Here is a 17,147-nt window from a genome sequence, read left to right on the forward strand (position 1 = left end):
CCCGCACCCGCAAGCTCCGCCGCCCACGTTTCTCTTTCTTCCAATCTTCAATTGTCAAATAACAGACCAGAAACCCCGGTCGAATATCCTTCCCGCAAGCCCAAGCACCTAAGCTCAGAACCACCAATCAGCATCGCAGCCAATCCAGGAAACTCTAGAGCGAGAGACTTCGTCGCCAGCAGCGCCGCCGCCCTCGTCAGTGATCGGGCTTATAGACCCCCCACCCGAACATAGTCAACACCCTCTCTGTAAAAATTCTGACATTTTTGTAAGTGACTGATTTTGTTGGGGGATTTGTAGGGAGATGGAGAGGAAGGCTTCGATCACCGGTGAAACCGGCGAAAAATATTGTCCAACCGGTCAAAATTTTCGGTTTTTGGCAGAGATCTGCCGTTCGGACCCGGCATAGATAATCGCATTTCGCCGTCCGGAAGCCAATTCATGGTTAATCAATCCTTGCGGCCTGGGACGGGGCTTAAGCCTTATTATCTAGGCCAGGTCTCATAAAAACCAATATTTTACATGAGATTTCTGCTATATAAGAAGGTGGGAGGACACCATGGAAACAACAAGACCAGAGAGCATCGTCGAAGTCAGCGTCGACAGCGCCACCGGACGGAGGGCGCTCGGCATCATGAATATGCGCCAGGCACTGGATCTGCCTGACCTGCCGAGCTTCACCTATACCCATCCGGACCCGAAAAAGGCCGCCGCAGGCATCGTCGTTAGCCGGGAGGAACTGAAGCGCTTCCTCACCCGTCATTGAGCGGTAACGCGACAGATGGCACGGATCGCGCACTCACGCGCGAACTCTTTGCTGTACCTTAATTCAGGCAGCCACCCGACCGCTTGTTGCAAGCGGCAAAAGCACGATGGCATTGAGCCCGCCGCCATCACGATCCTCCAGGCAAAGCCCGCCATTGTGCGCATCCAGGATCTGTCGGACGATCGTCAGCCCCAAACCACTCCCGCCGAGATCGCGATTGCGCGATTCCTCCAGACGAACGAAGGGTTCGAGCACATCCTTGCGCCGCTCCATCGGAATGCCTGGGCCGCGGTCGCCGATAATGATGGCAGCGTGATCGTCGCGGCGCTCGATGCAAATATCGGCCCTGCCGCCATAGCGCAGCGCATTGTCAATCAGATTGTCCAGCACCCGGGCCAGCGCGGTCTGCGGCACCGTCACCGCCAATTCTCTCCCCAGCGGCGAAAACGAGACGAGGTCCGGTCCATCCTGGCGCTCGGCGACAAGCGCGCAAACGGCCACATTAAGATCGGCGATATCCCTTCCTCCGGAAACGACGGTGCTACGGGCAAGGCCCAGCGCCTCTTCCACAAGGCGCTGCATGGCCTCGATATCGGCGATCGCCCGCTCGCGATGCGGCGTGTCCGGCATCATCTCCATACGCAGACGAAAGCGGGTGAGATAGGTTCTGAGATCATGAGAGATCGCCCCGAGGATCAGGGTGCGGTTGTTGATCAAGGCAGCGATGCGCAATTGCATGCCGTTGATGGCGCGGATCAGCATGCGCAGCTCGCAGGCGCCCCGCTCCGGAATATCGATCGGCTGCAGGCCCTTTCCGATGGAATTGACGGTGCGTGACAGCCTGGTCAGCGGCCGCGTCTCGCGCGCCACGGCGCAGACGGCGATCACCGCCACCAGCACGCCGAGAAGTCCGGCCATGAAGCCCACCGGCACGCCGCGCAGCCGCACCGTCGGCGTATCGGCCAGGCTGAAGACGGCAACCTTGCCGCCGGCAACGCCGATCGACACTTCTATCGTTCGGTCGGGAGCACCGACTGAAAACCAACCCTGCGGTCGTTCCGGGAGAGAGCGTAAGCTGAAATAACGATCGCCAAACGCCATGTTGGCAAACTCACGGGCCAGTGTGCGGCCGAGAGTGAGATCGGCTGCATCATTTTGCGCGGGCGCTGCGGCATCGACCAGGCGCAGATCGAGACCAGTGGCGTTCAGCGCCCGCGCGGCCTGCTCCTGCGCCTCGGGCTGAATGGCATCGAGGAGGCGCATCGCCGACTTGACCTGCATCGCCGGCGATAGCTGGTGGTTGAGCGGCAAGTCCGGTTTCAAACTGGCGGCGACGAAGGCGGCGAGCTGGATGATGAACAGCGCCACGGCAACGATCATGATGATGCGGGAAACGAGGCCGAGTTTCAGCATGGTTCAGACATCCCTCACATCGACGGTCAGCAGGTAGCCGGCATTGCGGACAGTGGTGATGACCTGCGCGCCATCGGGCAAATAATGCGCAAGCTTGGTGCGCAGGCGCGAGACAGTCACGTCGATGGTGCGATCGAAGGGATCGGCGCCACGGCCGCGCGTCCAGTCGAGCAGTTGGTCGCGCGACAGCACCCGGCGCGGCCGTTCCAGGAAGCAGACGAGCAGATCGAACTCCGCGGTCGTCAGGCGCACCGGACCCTCGCCTTCGATCTCGATCGCCCTGCCGTCGAGATCGACGATGAGGCCCGCAAAACTCTTGCGCCGGCGCGGGCCGCTGCCCTCCTCGGGTCGTTCGGGACCGGAGCGGCGCAGGATGGCGCGGATGCGCGCCAAGAGCTCGCGCGGATTGAAGGGTTTGCCGAGATAATCGTCGGCGCCCATTTCAAGGCCGAGAATGCGGTCGATATCATCGGACTTCGCAGTCAGCATCAGGATCGGCACCTGGCTGCGCGCCCGTATGCGGCGGCAGGCCGACAACCCATCTTCGCCCGGCAGCATCAGGTCGAGAATGATGAGATCGGGAAAACCTCTCGCGAGTGCGCGATCCATGGCGGCGGCGCTTTCGACCGCCTCGACAGCAAACCCTTCGCGGCTCAGGAACTCCTCCAGAAGCGCCCGAATTTCGCGGTCGTCCTCGACCAGAAGAAGCGATGCACAAACCATGACGCATCCATGCGAGGCGAAGGGCGGTTTTGACAACAAGGAAACGGCCGGTGATACAAACTGTAACAAATTTCCGCCGTTCTGAAAAATTCCGGCAACAGAGGCCATGCAGGTTTCGCCGCGACGGCCCCCTCCGGAGCGGGCGGCGACAGCTACCCCGGCGCCGCCGCACCCGACCCATCGCCGCTCCGGCCCGCCGGCAGGGCTCGCGTTGACAAGGCGCGAGCCCTGTCTCTCCTGTGTGTTTCCCTTTGCTGCGATTTGCGTCGCGACGTTCCCCGTGCGAAGGATTGGCCTCGTGCTTTATCGGGCCGATACGCCTAACCATCGACACAACAAGGACGAGGCAACGGGGTGAGCCAAAGGCATGCACCGCAGAGATCAGGCAAGGGGGCGAAAGGCCGGCCGGAGGCTGAAGGCAAGCGCGTAACGCTGCCGCGGGCGCTGTCGAAGCTCGGCTATTGCTCGCGCACCCAGGCCGAAGCATTGATCGCTGCCGGCCGCGTTACAGTCGACGGCCGCAAGATCACCGATCCGGCCGCCTGGATCGATCTCGACCGGGCGCGGATTGCCGTCGGCGGCGTCGAGATCGCAGCAGAAAAGCAGCTTTATTTCATGCTGAACAAGCCGCGCGGGCTGGTGACGACACGCGACGATCCCGAGGGCCGGCCGACGGTCTATGACTGTCTGAAGGATATCGACGCCCGACATTTGGCACCGGTCGGACGGCTGGACAAGGCAAGCGAAGGGCTGCTTCTCTTCACCAATGACACCGTGTTGGCGCAGGTGTTGCTCGATCCCGTCACCCATGTGAGCAAGATCTATCATGTCCAGGTCAACCGCATCATGGACCAAGAACTCCTGAGCCGCATGGAACGTGGAATCATTGACGATGGGGAGCTTCTGACCGCCATCTCCGCCCGCCTGCTGCGCAGCGGTGACCGCAATGCCTGGATCGAGGTCGAGCTCAAGGAGGGGCGCAACCGGCAGATCCGGCGGATGCTGGAGGTGCTCGACATCGAATGCCTGCGACTGGTGCGCGTCGCTTTTGGCGATATCGCGCTCGGCGATCTTCCGAAAGGCGCGGTCCGGGCGCTGACGGAGGCGGAAATTCTCGGGCTTCGCCGCCGTGCGGGCTTGGAAAAGAAGGGGCGAAATGGGCTGAAGGCGGGACGCAATGCAGCCTCATGATTTCTGGCAGGAAATCCATCCGCCGCAAAGCTTTGATGCAAGCGGCGAGTTCCGCGATTTCTATGTGGCGGAGCTGCCCGACAGGCGGCAAATGCGTCTGCCGATCCGTGTGCTGGCCGATGGCGACCACGCGCTGGCCTCGCTGATCATCAATCAGGCCAGTTTTTCCGTGCAGGAGGCGCTGGCCGAAGCGCTAGCCGCACGCATCGCGATACATGATGTCGATGTTGTCGCCGGGCTGCCAACGCTCGGGCTGACGCTAGCAAGCGCGGTTGCCCGTGCTCTCGGCCATCAGCGTTATGTTCCGCTCGGCACCTCGCGCAAATTCTGGTATCGCGAGGATCTGTCGGTTTCGCTGTCCTCCATCACCACGCCGAACCAGGAGAAGCGGCTTTATATCGATCCGCGCATGCTGCCGCTTCTGCAAGGAAAGCGGGTTGGGCTGATCGACGACGTGATCTCGAGCGGCGCCTCCATCGTCTCCGGCCTGGAGCTTTTGGCGGCATGCGGCATCGAGCCTGTCGTGATCGGGGTGGCCATGCTGCAATCCGAGCGCTGGCGGGAGCGGGTCGATGCCACCGGCATGCCGTGGAACGGGCGGATCGTCGGCGTTTTTTCGACGCCGATCCTCGAAAGGAGCGGAAACGGCGGTTGGCGCAGGCCTGCCTGACGGCGGTCTCGCCGGGGCTGTACAGAACCGGCCGGCTGGTTCATTCTGGGTCTTAGCGAATCTCCGGGGCCCGCCCATGACGTTCGAACAAGCATCCCTGCTGATCCTTCTGGGCCTGATGCTGGCGCTGTTTTGTCTTGACCGTTTCCGGATCGAGGTCATCTCGATCGCCGGGCTGCTTGCGGGATACGCGCTGGGCCTCTATTCGTCAGAGGGGGTGTTTTCCGGCCTCGCGAGCCCGGTCGTGATCACCGTGATCGAAATCCTGCTGATCGTGCAGGTGCTGGCACGGGCGCAGCTTTTCGGCGCGCTGGCGGACCGCTTGCTTGCCGCAGATCCGCCGTCCTTTGTGATCATCGGAGCTCTCTCCGGACTGACGGCTTTCATCTCGATCTTCATGAACAATATCGGCGCCTATGCCATCGCGCTGCCGGTGGCGCTGCGCATCGCCGACGTCACCGCCATTCCACGGCGACAATTGCTGATCCCCATTTCGTTTTCAGCACTACTCGGCGGATTGGTGTCGCTGATCGGCACGCCGGCTAACCTTCTGGTCAGCGACGCGCTGCTCAGGGCGACGGGACGCGGCTTCCATTTTTTCGACTTCGCCTATGTCGGCCTGCCGGTTGCCGTGGTCGGCGTGATTGTGATTGCCGCGACCGTTCCGCGGTTGTTTCCCAGATCGAGTGAGGAAGATGCAGTCCCCGGCCGGACCGTGGACCGGCAGATGATCGCGGAACGCCGGATACCGCATGGCTCCCCCTTGGTCGGGCAGCGCCTGGTGGACTGCCGTCGGGCTTTCGGTATCCAGCCGTATGCGCTGATCCGCGGCAGCCGCTTTGCCTCTCCTGCCGAAAGCACCGTGATCGAGGCCGGCGACATTCTGCTTGCCGAAGGGCCGGACGTGCTGTTCGACAGGCTTTCGGCCAAGGGCGTACTGATGCTCGAATCCCATCCCGATCCCTACGGGTCCGATTTCATTCGCAGCGAAGCGGTGGTCATGCCGCAAAGCACTTTGATCGGCTCGCGCGTCCAATCGCTGGACGTTTTCCGCTCGCGGGGGGTCGCGATCACCGGGCTTTCCATGCGCTCGCCGCGCATCGAAGGCCGTTTCGACGATCTTACGCTTTCGATCGGCGATATCCTCAAGCTGGAAGGGCCGAAGCATGCTATCGCCGAGGCGCTGGAAGAATGCGAATGCCTGCCGCTGGCCGCAAGCTACGACCACACGCCGCCGTTGCGCTCCTTCTGGCCGCTTCTGCTTTTTGCCTGCGGCGTGCTTGCCGCTGCTACCGGCCTGCTTCGCCCGGAGATCGCCTTTGCAGGCGTCATCCTGGCGATGGCCCTGTTGAACTTCATCAATCTGCGCGCTGCGATCGCCGATTTCAACTGGCCGATCATCATTATGCTGGCGGCGATGATCCCGCTCGGTACGGCAGTGGCGACATCGGGGACGGCGGAGATGCTGGCGGGCGGGCTCGGCGCCATCGTGCCGATCGAACGGCCGGGTTTCGGCGTCGCGCTCATCCTGTTTCTGGCGATGGTGATCACGCCTTTCGTCAACAACGCCACCGTCGCCATCGTGCTGACGCCGATCGCCTTCGAACTGGCGGCCAAGGCGGGGCATTCCGCCAATGCCTATCTAATTGCGGTTGCGGCCGGTGCCTCGCTCGATTTCATCACGCCGTTCGGTCATCATAACAATACGCTGACCATGAACATCGGCAGCTATCGTTTCACCGACTTCCTGCGCGCCGGCTGGCTGTTGACCATTGTCAGCTATGGCCTGGCACTGGCCTTGATCGGTTGGTTCTGGATTTGAGCGCAGCCGCGCTTAACCGATGACGATAATCCCGTCCGAAAATCGATTCCGATTTCTGGTATTATGCGTTAAGGGTCCAACCATGAAGCATCCGCAGGGCGGATGCACGAGCCTGCTGGTGACCAAGTTGCGAATTCTCTCCGAAGCCCATTTTCCGGAACTGCCCAATTATTACCGCGGCAAGGTGCGCGAGAATTATGACCTGCCGGACGGGAGCCGCATCATCATCAGCACCGATCGGCTGAGCGCCTTCGACCGCATCCTCACCTGCATCCCATATAAAGGACAGGTACTGACGCAGACGGCGCGCTACTGGTTCGAGGCGACGAAGGACATCTGCCCGAACCACGTCATCGCCTATCCCGATCCCAATGTGGTCGTCGGCAAGCGGCTAAACATCCTGCCGGTGGAGGTTGTCGTGCGCGGCTATCTCGCCGGCACCACCGGCACCTCTATCCTGACGCTCTATAAGAAGGGTCAGCGCGAGATGTACGGCATCACCCTGCCGGACGGCATGCGCGACAATCAGATCCTGCCGGAGCCGATCATCACGCCGACCAGCAAGGAATTCGACGGCGGCCATGACGAACCGCTGACGCCGGCGCAGATCGTCGAGCGAGGGTTTTTGACGAGGGAGCAATGGCAGACATTGTCTGATTACGCGCTGGCCTTGTTCGCCCGCGGCCAGGAGCTTGCCCTCAAGCGGGGGCTGATCCTCGTCGACACCAAATATGAGTTCGGCACCGACGAAAACGGCAACATCCTTCTCGCCGACGAAATCCATACGCCGGACAGCAGCCGCTACTGGTTGGCCGACAGTTACCAAGAGAGCTTCGAAAAGGGCGCGCGCCCTGCAAGTTTCGACAAGGATTTCGTCCGCGCCTGGGTGAGCGAGCGGTGCGATCCTTATAAGGACGAGATACCCGAAATTCCGCTCGATCTGATCGAACAGACCTCGAAGGTGTACATCCGCGCTTACGAAGCGATTACGGCTACGCCCTTCGTTCCCGACGACCGCGGTGCAACACCGCGCGACCGGGTTCGCGCAAGCCTCTCCCATTACTTCCCATAACGAACCGTCCGAATGGTCATTTAGCCGTGCACCTGCACGGAATGACCGCCCCAGAGTTGCGTCGGATCTCGAATCCTTAACCATTCACTGCTTTAAGTAGCAATGGGTAGGGTATGTTTTTTGCAACACTTCATAATTTTTTTACCGGAACCCCCCTATTTGTCATGTTCCCACACGTGTTCCGCCGCGAAAAATCGCAAAAGGCACTGTGCTATTGCAAACTTGTTGATAGATTGACGCCGAATGCTTCGGCTCGTTTGATTGGTATTGCGTAGACAGAAGCGCCGACACACATGGGGTCACGTTGACTCCGTAAGATAGTGACCATGTAAAATGAATTGTGGGATAATGTGATGGTATCCATTCGTACTGCCGCCCCCGCCCTGCTGCTTCTTCTGGCAGGTTGCGTCAGCGGCCCCGATCATAAGCCACCGGAAATGCCCCTCGCGGGCAAGTTCTCGGAGGGCGGTACGAAGATCAATAGCGACGTCTCGAGTTCGCAATGGTGGACAGCCTTCGGCGATAGGAAGCTGAACACCTTGGTTGAGCAGGGACTTGCAGAAAACCTCAACATCCAGCAGTCGCTGGAACGCATCAATCAGGCCCAGGCCAATGTTGTTTCCGCCGCCGCCGGCGGGCTGCCGAGCCTCCTCGTGCAAGGCGGTAATACGACCAGCGGCGAGAAGGGCGGATTGCGCACGCAAACCGAAACGCGAAACACCACCAGCGGCGATCTCACGGCTTCGTGGCTGCTCGACCTCTGGGGCCAATACCGCCGCGCCAAGGAAAGCGCCAATGCATCGCTGGATGCGGCCTATTCCAACGTCGACGTCGCTCGCCTGACCTATCTGCAGGATCTGGCAAACAGCTACGTCAATGTCCGCCTCTATCAGGCCCGCATTTCTATCGCGCAGGATAACCTGAGGTCTCGCCGCGAGACGCTCGCATTGACCAAGTTCCAGCTTGATGCCGGTGCTGCTTCCCGCCTCGACGTCGTCCAGGCTGAAGGTCTCGTCAACCAGACGCTTTCGACAATTCCGAGCCTCGAAATTAGCTACCGGCAGGCGGTGCATCATATCGCAACGCTGCTCAACGTACCGTCGCAGACCATTATCGCCCAGTTGCAGAGCGGCGGTAACCAGCCGGTATTCCGCGGCCGTGTCGATTCGGGTGTCCCGGCGGATCTCATCCGCAACCGGCCCGACATCCGTGTCGCCGAGCGTAACCTTGCTGCTGCAACCGCACAGATCGGCGTAGCGGAAGCCCAGCTCTTCCCGACGATCACGCTCGGTGGTTCGATTTCGCCGTCCTACATTCACACGAAGTCCATCAGCGGCAGCCTGACGACCTGGTCGTTCGGCCCAAGCCTGTCGCTGCCGATCTTCGATGGCGGCACCTTGCGCGCCAACGTCAAGAGCGCCGAATCTAGCAGCCGCGAACAGTATATCGTCTGGAAGCAAACGGTGCTGTCTGGTGTCGAACAGGTCGAAAACGCCCTGTCGGCCGTTAGCCGCGATGCGCAGACGGTTTCCGCACTGCGGGCGCAGGTGAAGTCCTATCAGGAAGCCCTCGAACTCTCGACGGCAAGCTATAAGGACGGCGCCTCTTCGCTGCTCGACGTTCTCGACGCACAGCGCAACGTTTCGGATGCGCAGAACAGCCTTGCCCAGGCTGTCTCACAGAGTGCCATCGATTACATCTCTCTGAACGTCAATATCGGCGCCGGTTATGTTCCGGCCAAAAAGGCAATCGTTGCCGCAGCACCTGCCAAGGTCGTCAAGGTCGCTGCCAAGAAGACCGTCAACTAAACAGACCGCCCGGCTTCGTCGGGCGCTTTTCATAAGAACCGCCGCGGGCAACCGCGGCGGTTTTTCTTTGGTCGGAAAAATGGGATCAAATTAAAAATGGCGCGCTCCGCTTCCGCAAAGCACGCCACCAGACAGCCAATAAACAAAAAGGCCGGAGCGAACCGGCCTTTCGTCATCCACCCTCACATCAGTGCCAGTACATCCGTGGTCAAAGGGAAGGTGGAACTGCAGCCAGATTGATCGCGAAAGGTTAACACAAGGTCAACGTCACTTCCGCAATCTCCATGGAATGAAAACGGCTCGCTTTGAAGCGCGCCCGCCATTCTCCGGCTGCCTGACTGCACACCATATCGGGTGACAAGGTGGCGATTTCAAGGCCGGTGAAAATTATTCTCTTCGCCATATTACTGGAGAACGCGGCAATTCGCTCACTAAAGCCATGGTAACCCTCAAGATAATAAGTAGGCCTTTATAAAAATTAATACAAATTTTGAGAGTTTTACCCGTATTCGTTCAACCTGCATTCATGCAAACTCTCCTAAAACTGCTGAAAAGATTGGAAGAATAGCGCCGGACCTAACCAAATCCCGTGATTGCGCTAACTTTCATCTTATCGAAACTGGAAACGGCATGCCGGGTCCTGTAACCGCACCACATGTCCCTTGCCGGAGATGTCGGGCAAGCGGACAACAGCAATCAGCGCAGTCGCCGCCCGATCCCATCCTGCCGGCGACGCGCGAAGGAGAGCATTGATGAGACATAAGCTTCTTGCCGCAATTGCGCTGACCGCATTCGTTGCGACACCGGCGATCGCGGAAGCCGCAGAGGGTTTTGCCACCGCCAACGTCAATATGCGGTCCGGCCCGAGCACGCAGTATCCGGCAGTGACCAGAATCCCCGTCGGCACACCGCTGGAGATCAACGGCTGCCTCAACGAAACACCGTGGTGCGACGTCTCCTTCTTCGGCGGCCGTGGCTGGGTCGCCGGTCAGTACATTCAGGCAACCTATCAATCGCGCCGGATCTATGTCGGACCGCAATATTACCGGCCGCTCGGCATTCCGACCATCACCTTCAACTTCGACGACTATTGGGATCGCTATTACCGTGGCCGCGACTTTTACCGCGACCGCGATCGCTGGCGGCGCGGGCCGGGCTGGGGCTACCGCCGTCCGGATGCGAATTGGGACCAGCGTCCTTATCGTAACCCCGGTTGGGATGACGGCTCAGACAGCAACTGGGATCGCCGTCCGTACCGAAACCGCGATTGGGGCGACCAGCAGGATAATGAGGACTGGCGCCGCCAGCGAGACCGCAATCGCGACTGGGGCGGACAACAGGACAATAACCAGGACTGGGGCGGCGGTCAGGACCGTCGGCGCGACGACAACCGCCAGGGCGATCAGCAACGCCGGCCGCCACCGCAGCAACAACCGCAGCAGCAACAGCCGCGACCGCAGCCACAACCACAACAGGGGCAGAACAATCCACGGCCGAATGCCGGTTCGCCAGGGCCATACAGCCCCGACCATGTCGACCCCTGCCCGGTTACGCAACCTGATTGCCGCATGACGCCAAGAGGCTCCAACCGGTAATCGCTGACGTGACAGCAATATGATTAGGCCAGCGACCCCGCGTCGCTGGCCTTTCGCGTTGCGCACTTATGCCTGGAAATCGCCGAACCATCGGTATGGCGGCGAAACCGGGATCAATGATGTCAGGAAGAACGCGCATTCGGAGTTGCGCGACAGCGGCCGGCCTTCGCCGGCTCGGAAGATTGAGTAATCAGGCGGCGTCGATGCGCCGCGCTGCCTCAATGGGTTTTCAAATGCGCCTCGCGCGTCGCGGAAATGAACATTTCACGCGCCTCTTCGGCGGATTTCCGTCCGTCGATCGCAGCTCGGCAGACGCTTCTCGCAGCCACATAAAGCGGACCACGCCGATCTGGCCAGAGGTTGGCCATGCAATTCAGGGCCTCGGAAGGGCCGGTCACTATCTGGAAGCTGCCATGGGCGAAACCGATCTCGATCGGGTTGCTCCATTTGATGTGTCGCATGAATACTCCTCCTCACGCGCTACCAAGTGCCTGGGACCGCCCTCCAAGACGGTCACATAACTCCACTATAACCTCAATCAGAGCATTCGAAAATATGGAACATTCAAGCACATTTCATAGAATCAAAACGATTCAAAAGAGGTAAATTCGCCGGCCACATGGAGTAGCCGGCGACTCAGGGAGTTTCACGTAAGGATAAAGTTTTTAATAGGCATAAAGTTCCAGCGAGACCAAAGGTCGTTTTCTCGCAAACGGGGCGATATGCGTATTTCTACAATCTGGAATTAAGGGATGAGCCTCGGCCGGTAGCACCATAGATCGGGTGAGCCGTTTGATGATTTCTTCATGCTGCCTGTCAGATGCTTTCACTTCTCGCGTGCAATCCGCTTCGCATCATCGGCCGAGAAGCCGGCCCGGCGAGCGAGCCGCTCCAATCCAAAAATCCGGTCAAGCTGATCGATCAGCCATAATTCAAAGCGTTTCCACACGATAAGGCCTCCCCCGCAATGGACCAACCGGTCGCAGCGGTCCACGATGAACGTCGGTTCGGCCTGTCCACCCGCTCTAACGAAACAGCCTCTAGCGAAACAGTGGGGGCCTCTGCGCGTTCGACAGCAGCTCCTGCTTGGTGGCGAAGTCGCCGAACAGCTTCTTCAGCCGCAGTTCCTCTTCCTTGCAAATCCGATGGCGCCGCACGAAATCCTCGACACTCCAGACTTCCCGCAGCTTATTTTCGCCGACTTTCTCGAAGTTGATATGTGAACTCATTTGCTCGCCCTCTTATTTTATGAAGAGAGAATGCACGAGAAAAACAAAAGTTCCTTGAACAAACCCGTTGTGGATGGACGAATGCTGCCGCTGCGATCGGTTAAAGATGTTTTTAATCCCTCCTTAAATCGCCGCATTTACAGTTCACCCGGGCTTTAATGCCCAGGCGATGCGAGCGCGGGGGACGAGCGGGCGCGTGACAGCCCAACATCAGACATCGGCATATGGAACCATCGGGGGTACGACCGGTCCGCAATGGCAGGCAAAAGCAGATCAGGCCAGAGGATAGAACCCTCGTTTTCAAGCGGCAACGAACGCAGCGATGATGGTTTCAGCGCGGGCGAGCGGATTGCCGGCGGCGGGCGTTCTTCCGGTCGCGGCGAGGACCCTCTGCCGGACAGACCGCGCCGCTCCAAAAAACGGCGTAAGCAGCCGCGTCGCGAGCGTGGCGGTGGCTTTTTCGGCTTCGTCCGCTCGGTGATCTATTGGGGTATCGTACTCTGCATCTGGGCCGGCATCGGCGCCGCGGGTCTCGTGGTCTATTACGGATCGCGCATGCCGAACGCCAGCACCTGGGCCATTCCCGACCGGCCGCCGAACGTCAAGATCGCCGATCTCGGCGGCAGCATCATCGCCAATCGCGGCGCGACCGGCGGCGAAGCTCTGACGCTGAGCGATATGTCGCCCTATATTCCCAAGGCGATCGTCGCCATCGAGGATCGCCGCTTCTATTCGCATTTCGGCTTCGATCCGATCGGCCTTGGCCGTGCAGTGGTGACGAACGTGCTGACCGGCCATGCCGTGCAGGGCGGCTCGACGCTGACACAGCAGCTCGCCAAGAACCTCTTCCTGTCGCCGGAGCGCACGCTGGAGCGCAAGGTGCAGGAAGTGCTGCTCGCCATCTGGCTGGAGCACAAGTACACCAAGGACCAGATCCTTACGATGTACCTGAACCGCGTCTACTTCGGCGCGAATGCCTATGGCGTTGAGGCGGCGGCACAACGTTACTTCAACAAGTCGGCCCGCGACGTMAATCTCGGCGAAGCAGCCATGCTCGCCGGCCTCGTCAAGGCGCCGTCGAAGCTGTCGCCCGCCCGCGATCCCGCCGCAGCCGAGGCTCGCGCCCAGCTCGTGCTGCAGGCGATGCGCGATCAGGGCTTCATCAGCGAAGCCGATATCAAGACGGCGATGTCGCAGCCGCCGACGCACGCGACGAGCTATTGGAGCGGCGCGCAGAACTATGTCGCTGATATGGTCATGGACCAGCTTCCCGGCCTGATCGGCGGCGCCGTCAAAGAGGATCTGACCGTCGACACCACGATCGACATGTCGCTGGAGCAGAAGGCCGAACAGGCGCTCAACGATGTGCTTGCCAAGGACGGTAAGAAACTCAACGCTTCGCAAGCCTCCCTCGTCTCCGTCGACGCAACGGGCGCGATCCGCGCATTGGTGGGTGGCCGGGACTATGCGCAGAGCCAGTTCAACCGCGCCGTCACCGCCAAGCGCCAGCCGGGCTCAGCCTTCAAGCCTTTCGTCTATACCGCGGCACTGGAGATGGGCCTGACGCCGAACTCCATCCGCAACGACGTGCCGGTGAAAATCGGCAATTGGGCGCCGGAGAATTACGAGCAGAAATATAGCGGGCCGGTAACGCTCGCCACGGCCGTAGCCCATTCGCTGAACACGGTGGCCGCCCAGCTTGCGACCGAAGTAGGACCGGAGCAGGTGGTCAAGGTCGCGCATCGGCTGGGCATCGAATCCGACCTGCAGGCCAATGCCTCGATCGCACTCGGCACGTCGGAAGTCTCGCTGCTGGAGCTGACCTCGGCCTATGCCTCCTTCATGAACGGCGGCTACAAGGCGACACCACACGTTATCGCCAAGGTGACGACCGCCTCCGGCAAGGTGCTCTATCAGGCAAATTTCGACAATCCACCGCAGGTCCTGAATCCTGATGTCGTCACCAACATGAATGCGATGATGGCCGGCGTCATCAACTTCGGAACCGGCAAGGCCGCCCGCATTCCCGGCTGGCAGGCGGCGGGCAAGAGCGGCACGACGCAATCCTTCCGCGATGCGCTGTTCGTCGGCTTCACCAGCCATCTGACGACAGGCGTCTGGTTCGGCAATGACGACGGCAAATMGATGAAGAAGGTAACGGGCGGCGGACTGCCGGCCAAGGCCTGGAAAGAATTCATGGTCGCCGCCCATAAGGGCCTGACGCCGACCCCGATCTTCGGCGGCGGCCAGATCATCGACAACGGCCTGCCGGTGGCGGAAGCCCAGCCGAACACCGACCAGCAGACGACGATCGGCGCCATCATCTCCGGCAGCGATGACGGCCAGGGCGCGCAGCAGCAGAGCCAGCCCATGATCCGGCAGCGCCCGGCGCAGCAACCGATCCAGCAGCAGCAACCCGTCAACCAGGCCGCGATGAACGACGATCCCGAGGATCTGCCGCCCGTGGGCCTTGCCGACAACAATCCTTACAGCTCGGACCGGTACGACGACGATATCCCGCCTGCCGATATCGGCGATCCCGGCCCGACGACGGCGACGGTCCGGCGGCACCGCTCCTCGCTTCTCGACATCATCCTGGGGCAATAAGAAGCGATTCTCAGCATTGCCGCTTGCATGGCCGGGTCAAGGCTGATCTGATAGATGGTCGCGCAAATTCCGCAGGCTCCCCGCCTCGATGGGACACTGTGGAATTTGGACGACAAACCATTCGTTTTGCTGGATTCCGGGTGATTTCCTGCCTTGCAGTCAGTAAAACCGCTACTTATATACGCGGCATCACCGCAGTCATGGCTGCGCAATCCTCAAGACCATCCCGTAAGGGGCTGTCAATGGAATGCCTGACAGGGGTTCCGATAGCTTGCTTCAAGGAGAGAATGACATGGCAAAAGTAATTGGTATCGACCTTGGAACCACGAATTCCTGCGTCGCCGTCATGGACGGTAAGGACGCGAAAGTGATCGAGAATGCCGAAGGCGCCCGCACCACCCCCTCAATGGTAGCCTTCACGGACGACAGTGAACGCCTCGTCGGCCAGCCGGCGAAGCGCCAGGCGGTCACCAACCCCACCAATACCCTCTTCGCTGTCAAGCGCCTGATCGGCCGCCGCTACGAAGATCCGACCGTCGAGAAGGACAAGCATCTCGTTCCTTTCAACATCGTTCGCGGCGACAATGGCGATGCCTGGGTCGAAGCGCAGGGTAAGGGCTATTCGCCCGCACAAGTTTCCGCAATGATCCTTCAGAAGATGAAGGAAACCGCCGAATCCTATCTCGGCGAAAAGGTCGAAAAGGCCGTCATCACCGTTCCCGCTTACTTCAACGACGCGCAGCGCCAGGCAACCAAGGATGCCGGCAGGATCGCCGGTCTTGAAGTTCTGCGCATCATCAACGAGCCGACGGCTGCTGCACTCGCTTACGGCCTCGACAAGAAGGACGGCAAGACGATCGCTGTCTACGACCTTGGCGGCGGCACCTTCGATATCTCGATCCTGGAAATCGGCGACGGCGTCTTCGAAGTGAAGTCGACCAACGGCGATACCTTCCTCGGCGGTGAAGACTTCGACATGCGTCTCGTCGAATATCTCGTTGCCGAATTCAAGAAGGACAACGGCATCGACCTCAAGGGCGACAAGCTCGCTCTGCAGCGCCTGAAGGAAGCTGCTGAAAAGGCCAAGATCGAACTATCCTCTTCGCAGCAGACCGAAATMAACCTGCCCTTCATCACGGCAGACGCCACCGGTCCGAAGCACCTGACGCTGAAGCTGACCCGCGCCAAGCTGGAAAGCCTGGTCGACGATCTCGTGCAGCGCACGATCGCTCCCTGCAAGGCAGCGCTCAAGGATGCCGGCGTTACCGCCGCTGAAATCGACGAAGTCGTTCTCGTCGGCGGCATGAGCCGCATGCCGAAGGTGCAGGAAATCGTCAAGCAACTGTTCGGCAAGGAGCCGCACAAGGGCGTCAACCCGGATGAAGTCGTCGCACTCGGCGCCGCCATCCAGGCCGGCGTTCTGCAGGGCGACGTCAAGGACGTTCTGCTGCTCGACGTGACCCCGCTGTCTCTCGGCATCGAAACGCTGGGCGGCGTCTTCACCCGTCTGATCGAGCGTAACACGACGATCCCGACGAAGAAGTCGCAGACCTTCTCGACCGCCGACGACAACCAGTCGGCCGTGACCATCCGCGTTTCGCAGGGCGAGCGCGAAATGGCTGCCGACAACAAGTTGCTCGGCCAATTCGACCTCGTTGGCCTGCCGCCGGCTCCGCGTGGTGTTCCGCAGATCGAAGTCACCTTCGATATCGACGCCAACGGCATCGTCCAGGTTTCGGCCAAGGACAAGGGCACGGGCAAGGAACAGCAGATCCGCATCCAGGCTTCGGGCGGCCTCTCTGACGCCGACATCGAAAAGATGGTCAAGGATGCCGAAGCGCACGCTGCCGAAGACAAGAAGCGCCGCGAAGGCGTGGAAGCCAAGAACCAGGCCGAAAGCCTGATCCACTCCAGCGAGAAGTCGCTGAAGGATTATGGCGACAAGGTAACCGAAGCGGACCGCAACGCGATCTCCGATGCGATTGCAGCACTGAAGGCGGCAACCGAAGCTTCCGAGCCCGATGCCGAAGACATCAAGGCCAAGACCCAGACCCTCATGGAAGTTTCCATGAAACTCGGCCAAGCGATCTATGAGTCCCAGCAGGCGGAAGGCTCTACCGCTGATGCCTCGGCAGGTGGCAAGGACGATGTCGTCGACGCCGACTACGAGGAAATCAAGGACGAGGACGACCGCAAGCGGTCGGCATAATCGCAAACCTTAACTGGTTTTGCGGAAACTCAGATCCGGCTG

14 protein-coding genes are annotated in these 17,147 nt (G+C 60.3%); 9 read left to right on the plus strand and 5 right to left on the minus strand.

The window, feature by feature from the left end:
• Positions 1 to 559 precede the first annotated feature (559 nt).
• Positions 560 to 766: a hypothetical protein gene (locus QD357_RS26815; RefSeq protein WP_104821562.1), complete on the plus strand. Its 207-nt coding sequence runs from the start codon at positions 560 to 562 to the stop codon at positions 764 to 766.
• Positions 767 to 829: 63 nt separating this feature from the next.
• Here QD357_RS26815 and QD357_RS26820 read toward each other — a convergent pair whose 3' ends face one another.
• Together QD357_RS26820 and QD357_RS26825 are read right to left on the minus strand one after the other, a co-directional pair.
• Positions 830 to 2,179: an ATP-binding protein gene (locus tag QD357_RS26820; protein WP_107106499.1), complete on the minus strand. Its 1,350-nt coding sequence runs from the start codon at positions 2,177 to 2,179 to the stop codon at positions 830 to 832.
• 3 nt (positions 2,180 to 2,182) lie between these two features.
• Positions 2,183 to 2,902, minus strand: coding sequence for a response regulator (locus tag QD357_RS26825; protein WP_107106498.1), 720 nt, complete (start codon positions 2,900 to 2,902; stop codon positions 2,183 to 2,185).
• 354 nt (positions 2,903 to 3,256) lie between these two features.
• Here QD357_RS26825 and QD357_RS26830 point away from each other — a divergent pair, with 354 nt between their 5' ends.
• From QD357_RS26830 to QD357_RS26855, 6 genes are all read left to right on the plus strand, one after another.
• Positions 3,257 to 4,093, plus strand: a complete 837-nt coding sequence (locus QD357_RS26830) for a pseudouridine synthase (RefSeq protein WP_107106497.1) — start codon at positions 3,257 to 3,259, stop codon at positions 4,091 to 4,093.
• The gene (locus QD357_RS26835) at positions 4,080 to 4,763 is read left to right on the plus strand and encodes a phosphoribosyltransferase (protein WP_107106496.1); all 684 of its coding nucleotides are present in this window, start codon (positions 4,080 to 4,082) and stop codon (positions 4,761 to 4,763) included. The genes QD357_RS26830 and QD357_RS26835 overlap by 14 nt, the downstream gene beginning before the upstream one ends.
• Positions 4,764 to 4,839: 76 nt before the next feature.
• Complete coding sequence (locus tag QD357_RS26840) at positions 4,840 to 6,585, plus strand: SLC13 family permease (RefSeq protein ID WP_414125450.1); 1,746 nt, start codon at positions 4,840 to 4,842, stop codon at positions 6,583 to 6,585.
• 127 nt (positions 6,586 to 6,712) lie between these two features.
• Positions 6,713 to 7,657 carry a phosphoribosylaminoimidazolesuccinocarboxamide synthase gene (locus QD357_RS26845; RefSeq protein ID WP_414125459.1) on the plus strand — a complete coding sequence of 315 codons (945 nt, stop codon included), beginning with the start codon at positions 6,713 to 6,715 and terminating at the stop codon, positions 7,655 to 7,657.
• Positions 7,658 to 8,010: 353 nt separating this feature from the next.
• Positions 8,011 to 9,465, plus strand: coding sequence for an efflux transporter outer membrane subunit (locus QD357_RS26850; protein WP_107106494.1), 1,455 nt, complete (start codon positions 8,011 to 8,013; stop codon positions 9,463 to 9,465).
• Positions 9,466 to 10,217: 752 nt separating this feature from the next.
• Entirely contained in the window at positions 10,218 to 11,060 is an 843-nt protein-coding gene (locus tag QD357_RS26855) for an SH3 domain-containing protein (protein WP_107106493.1), read from the plus strand.
• Positions 11,061 to 11,278: 218 nt separating this feature from the next.
• Here QD357_RS26855 and QD357_RS26860 read toward each other — a convergent pair whose 3' ends face one another.
• From QD357_RS26860 to QD357_RS26870, 3 genes are all read right to left on the minus strand, one after another.
• The gene (locus QD357_RS26860; protein WP_107106492.1) at positions 11,279 to 11,521 is read right to left on the minus strand and encodes a DUF982 domain-containing protein; all 243 of its coding nucleotides are present in this window, start codon (positions 11,519 to 11,521) and stop codon (positions 11,279 to 11,281) included.
• Positions 11,522 to 11,886: 365 nt separating this feature from the next.
• The gene (locus QD357_RS26865; protein ID WP_260303263.1) at positions 11,887 to 12,009 is read right to left on the minus strand and encodes a hypothetical protein; all 123 of its coding nucleotides are present in this window, start codon (positions 12,007 to 12,009) and stop codon (positions 11,887 to 11,889) included.
• A gap of 91 nt (positions 12,010 to 12,100) precedes the next feature.
• Positions 12,101 to 12,289, minus strand: a complete 189-nt coding sequence (locus QD357_RS26870) for a hypothetical protein (protein WP_107106491.1) — start codon at positions 12,287 to 12,289, stop codon at positions 12,101 to 12,103.
• A 255-nt stretch (positions 12,290 to 12,544) separates the two neighbouring features.
• Between QD357_RS26870 and QD357_RS26875 the strand changes: the two genes are divergently transcribed.
• Positions 12,545 to 14,896 (plus strand): transglycosylase domain-containing protein, encoded by a 2,352-nt coding sequence (locus tag QD357_RS26875; RefSeq protein WP_414125451.1) that lies wholly within the window; start codon positions 12,545 to 12,547, stop codon positions 14,894 to 14,896.
• Between the two features lie 292 nt (positions 14,897 to 15,188).
• A complete protein-coding gene (gene dnaK, locus QD357_RS26880) occupies positions 15,189 to 17,105 on the plus strand; it encodes a molecular chaperone DnaK (RefSeq protein ID WP_107106489.1) in 1,917 nt (638 codons plus the stop codon).
• The last annotated feature ends 42 nt before the right edge of the window (positions 17,106 to 17,147 follow it).

It is taken from the genome of Rhizobium sp. BR 317, assembly GCF_047445835.1.
Taxonomy (GTDB): Bacteria; Pseudomonadota; Alphaproteobacteria; order Rhizobiales; family Rhizobiaceae; genus Rhizobium; species Rhizobium paranaense.

Bases quoted from the DNA above. Each gene is read 5' to 3' on its own strand.
- QD357_RS26840 (WP_414125450.1), top strand. From the start codon at position 4,840: ATGACGTTCGAACAAGCATCCCTGCTGATCCTTCTGGGCCTGATGCTG.
- QD357_RS26820 (WP_107106499.1), bottom strand. From the start codon at position 2,179: ATGCTGAAACTCGGCCTCGTTTCCCGCATCATCATGATCGTTGCCGTG.
- QD357_RS26815 (WP_104821562.1), top strand. From the start codon at position 560: ATGGAAACAACAAGACCAGAGAGCATCGTCGAAGTCAGCGTCGACAGC.
- QD357_RS26835 (WP_107106496.1), top strand. From the start codon at position 4,080: ATGCAGCCTCATGATTTCTGGCAGGAAATCCATCCGCCGCAAAGCTTT.
- QD357_RS26825 (WP_107106498.1), bottom strand. From the start codon at position 2,902: ATGGTTTGTGCATCGCTTCTTCTGGTCGAGGACGACCGCGAAATTCGG.
- QD357_RS26860 (WP_107106492.1), bottom strand. From the start codon at position 11,521: ATGCGACACATCAAATGGAGCAACCCGATCGAGATCGGTTTCGCCCAT.
- QD357_RS26855 (WP_107106493.1), top strand. From the start codon at position 10,218: ATGAGACATAAGCTTCTTGCCGCAATTGCGCTGACCGCATTCGTTGCG.
- QD357_RS26870 (WP_107106491.1), bottom strand. From the start codon at position 12,289: ATGAGTTCACATATCAACTTCGAGAAAGTCGGCGAAAATAAGCTGCGG.
- QD357_RS26850 (WP_107106494.1), top strand. From the start codon at position 8,011: ATGGTATCCATTCGTACTGCCGCCCCCGCCCTGCTGCTTCTTCTGGCA.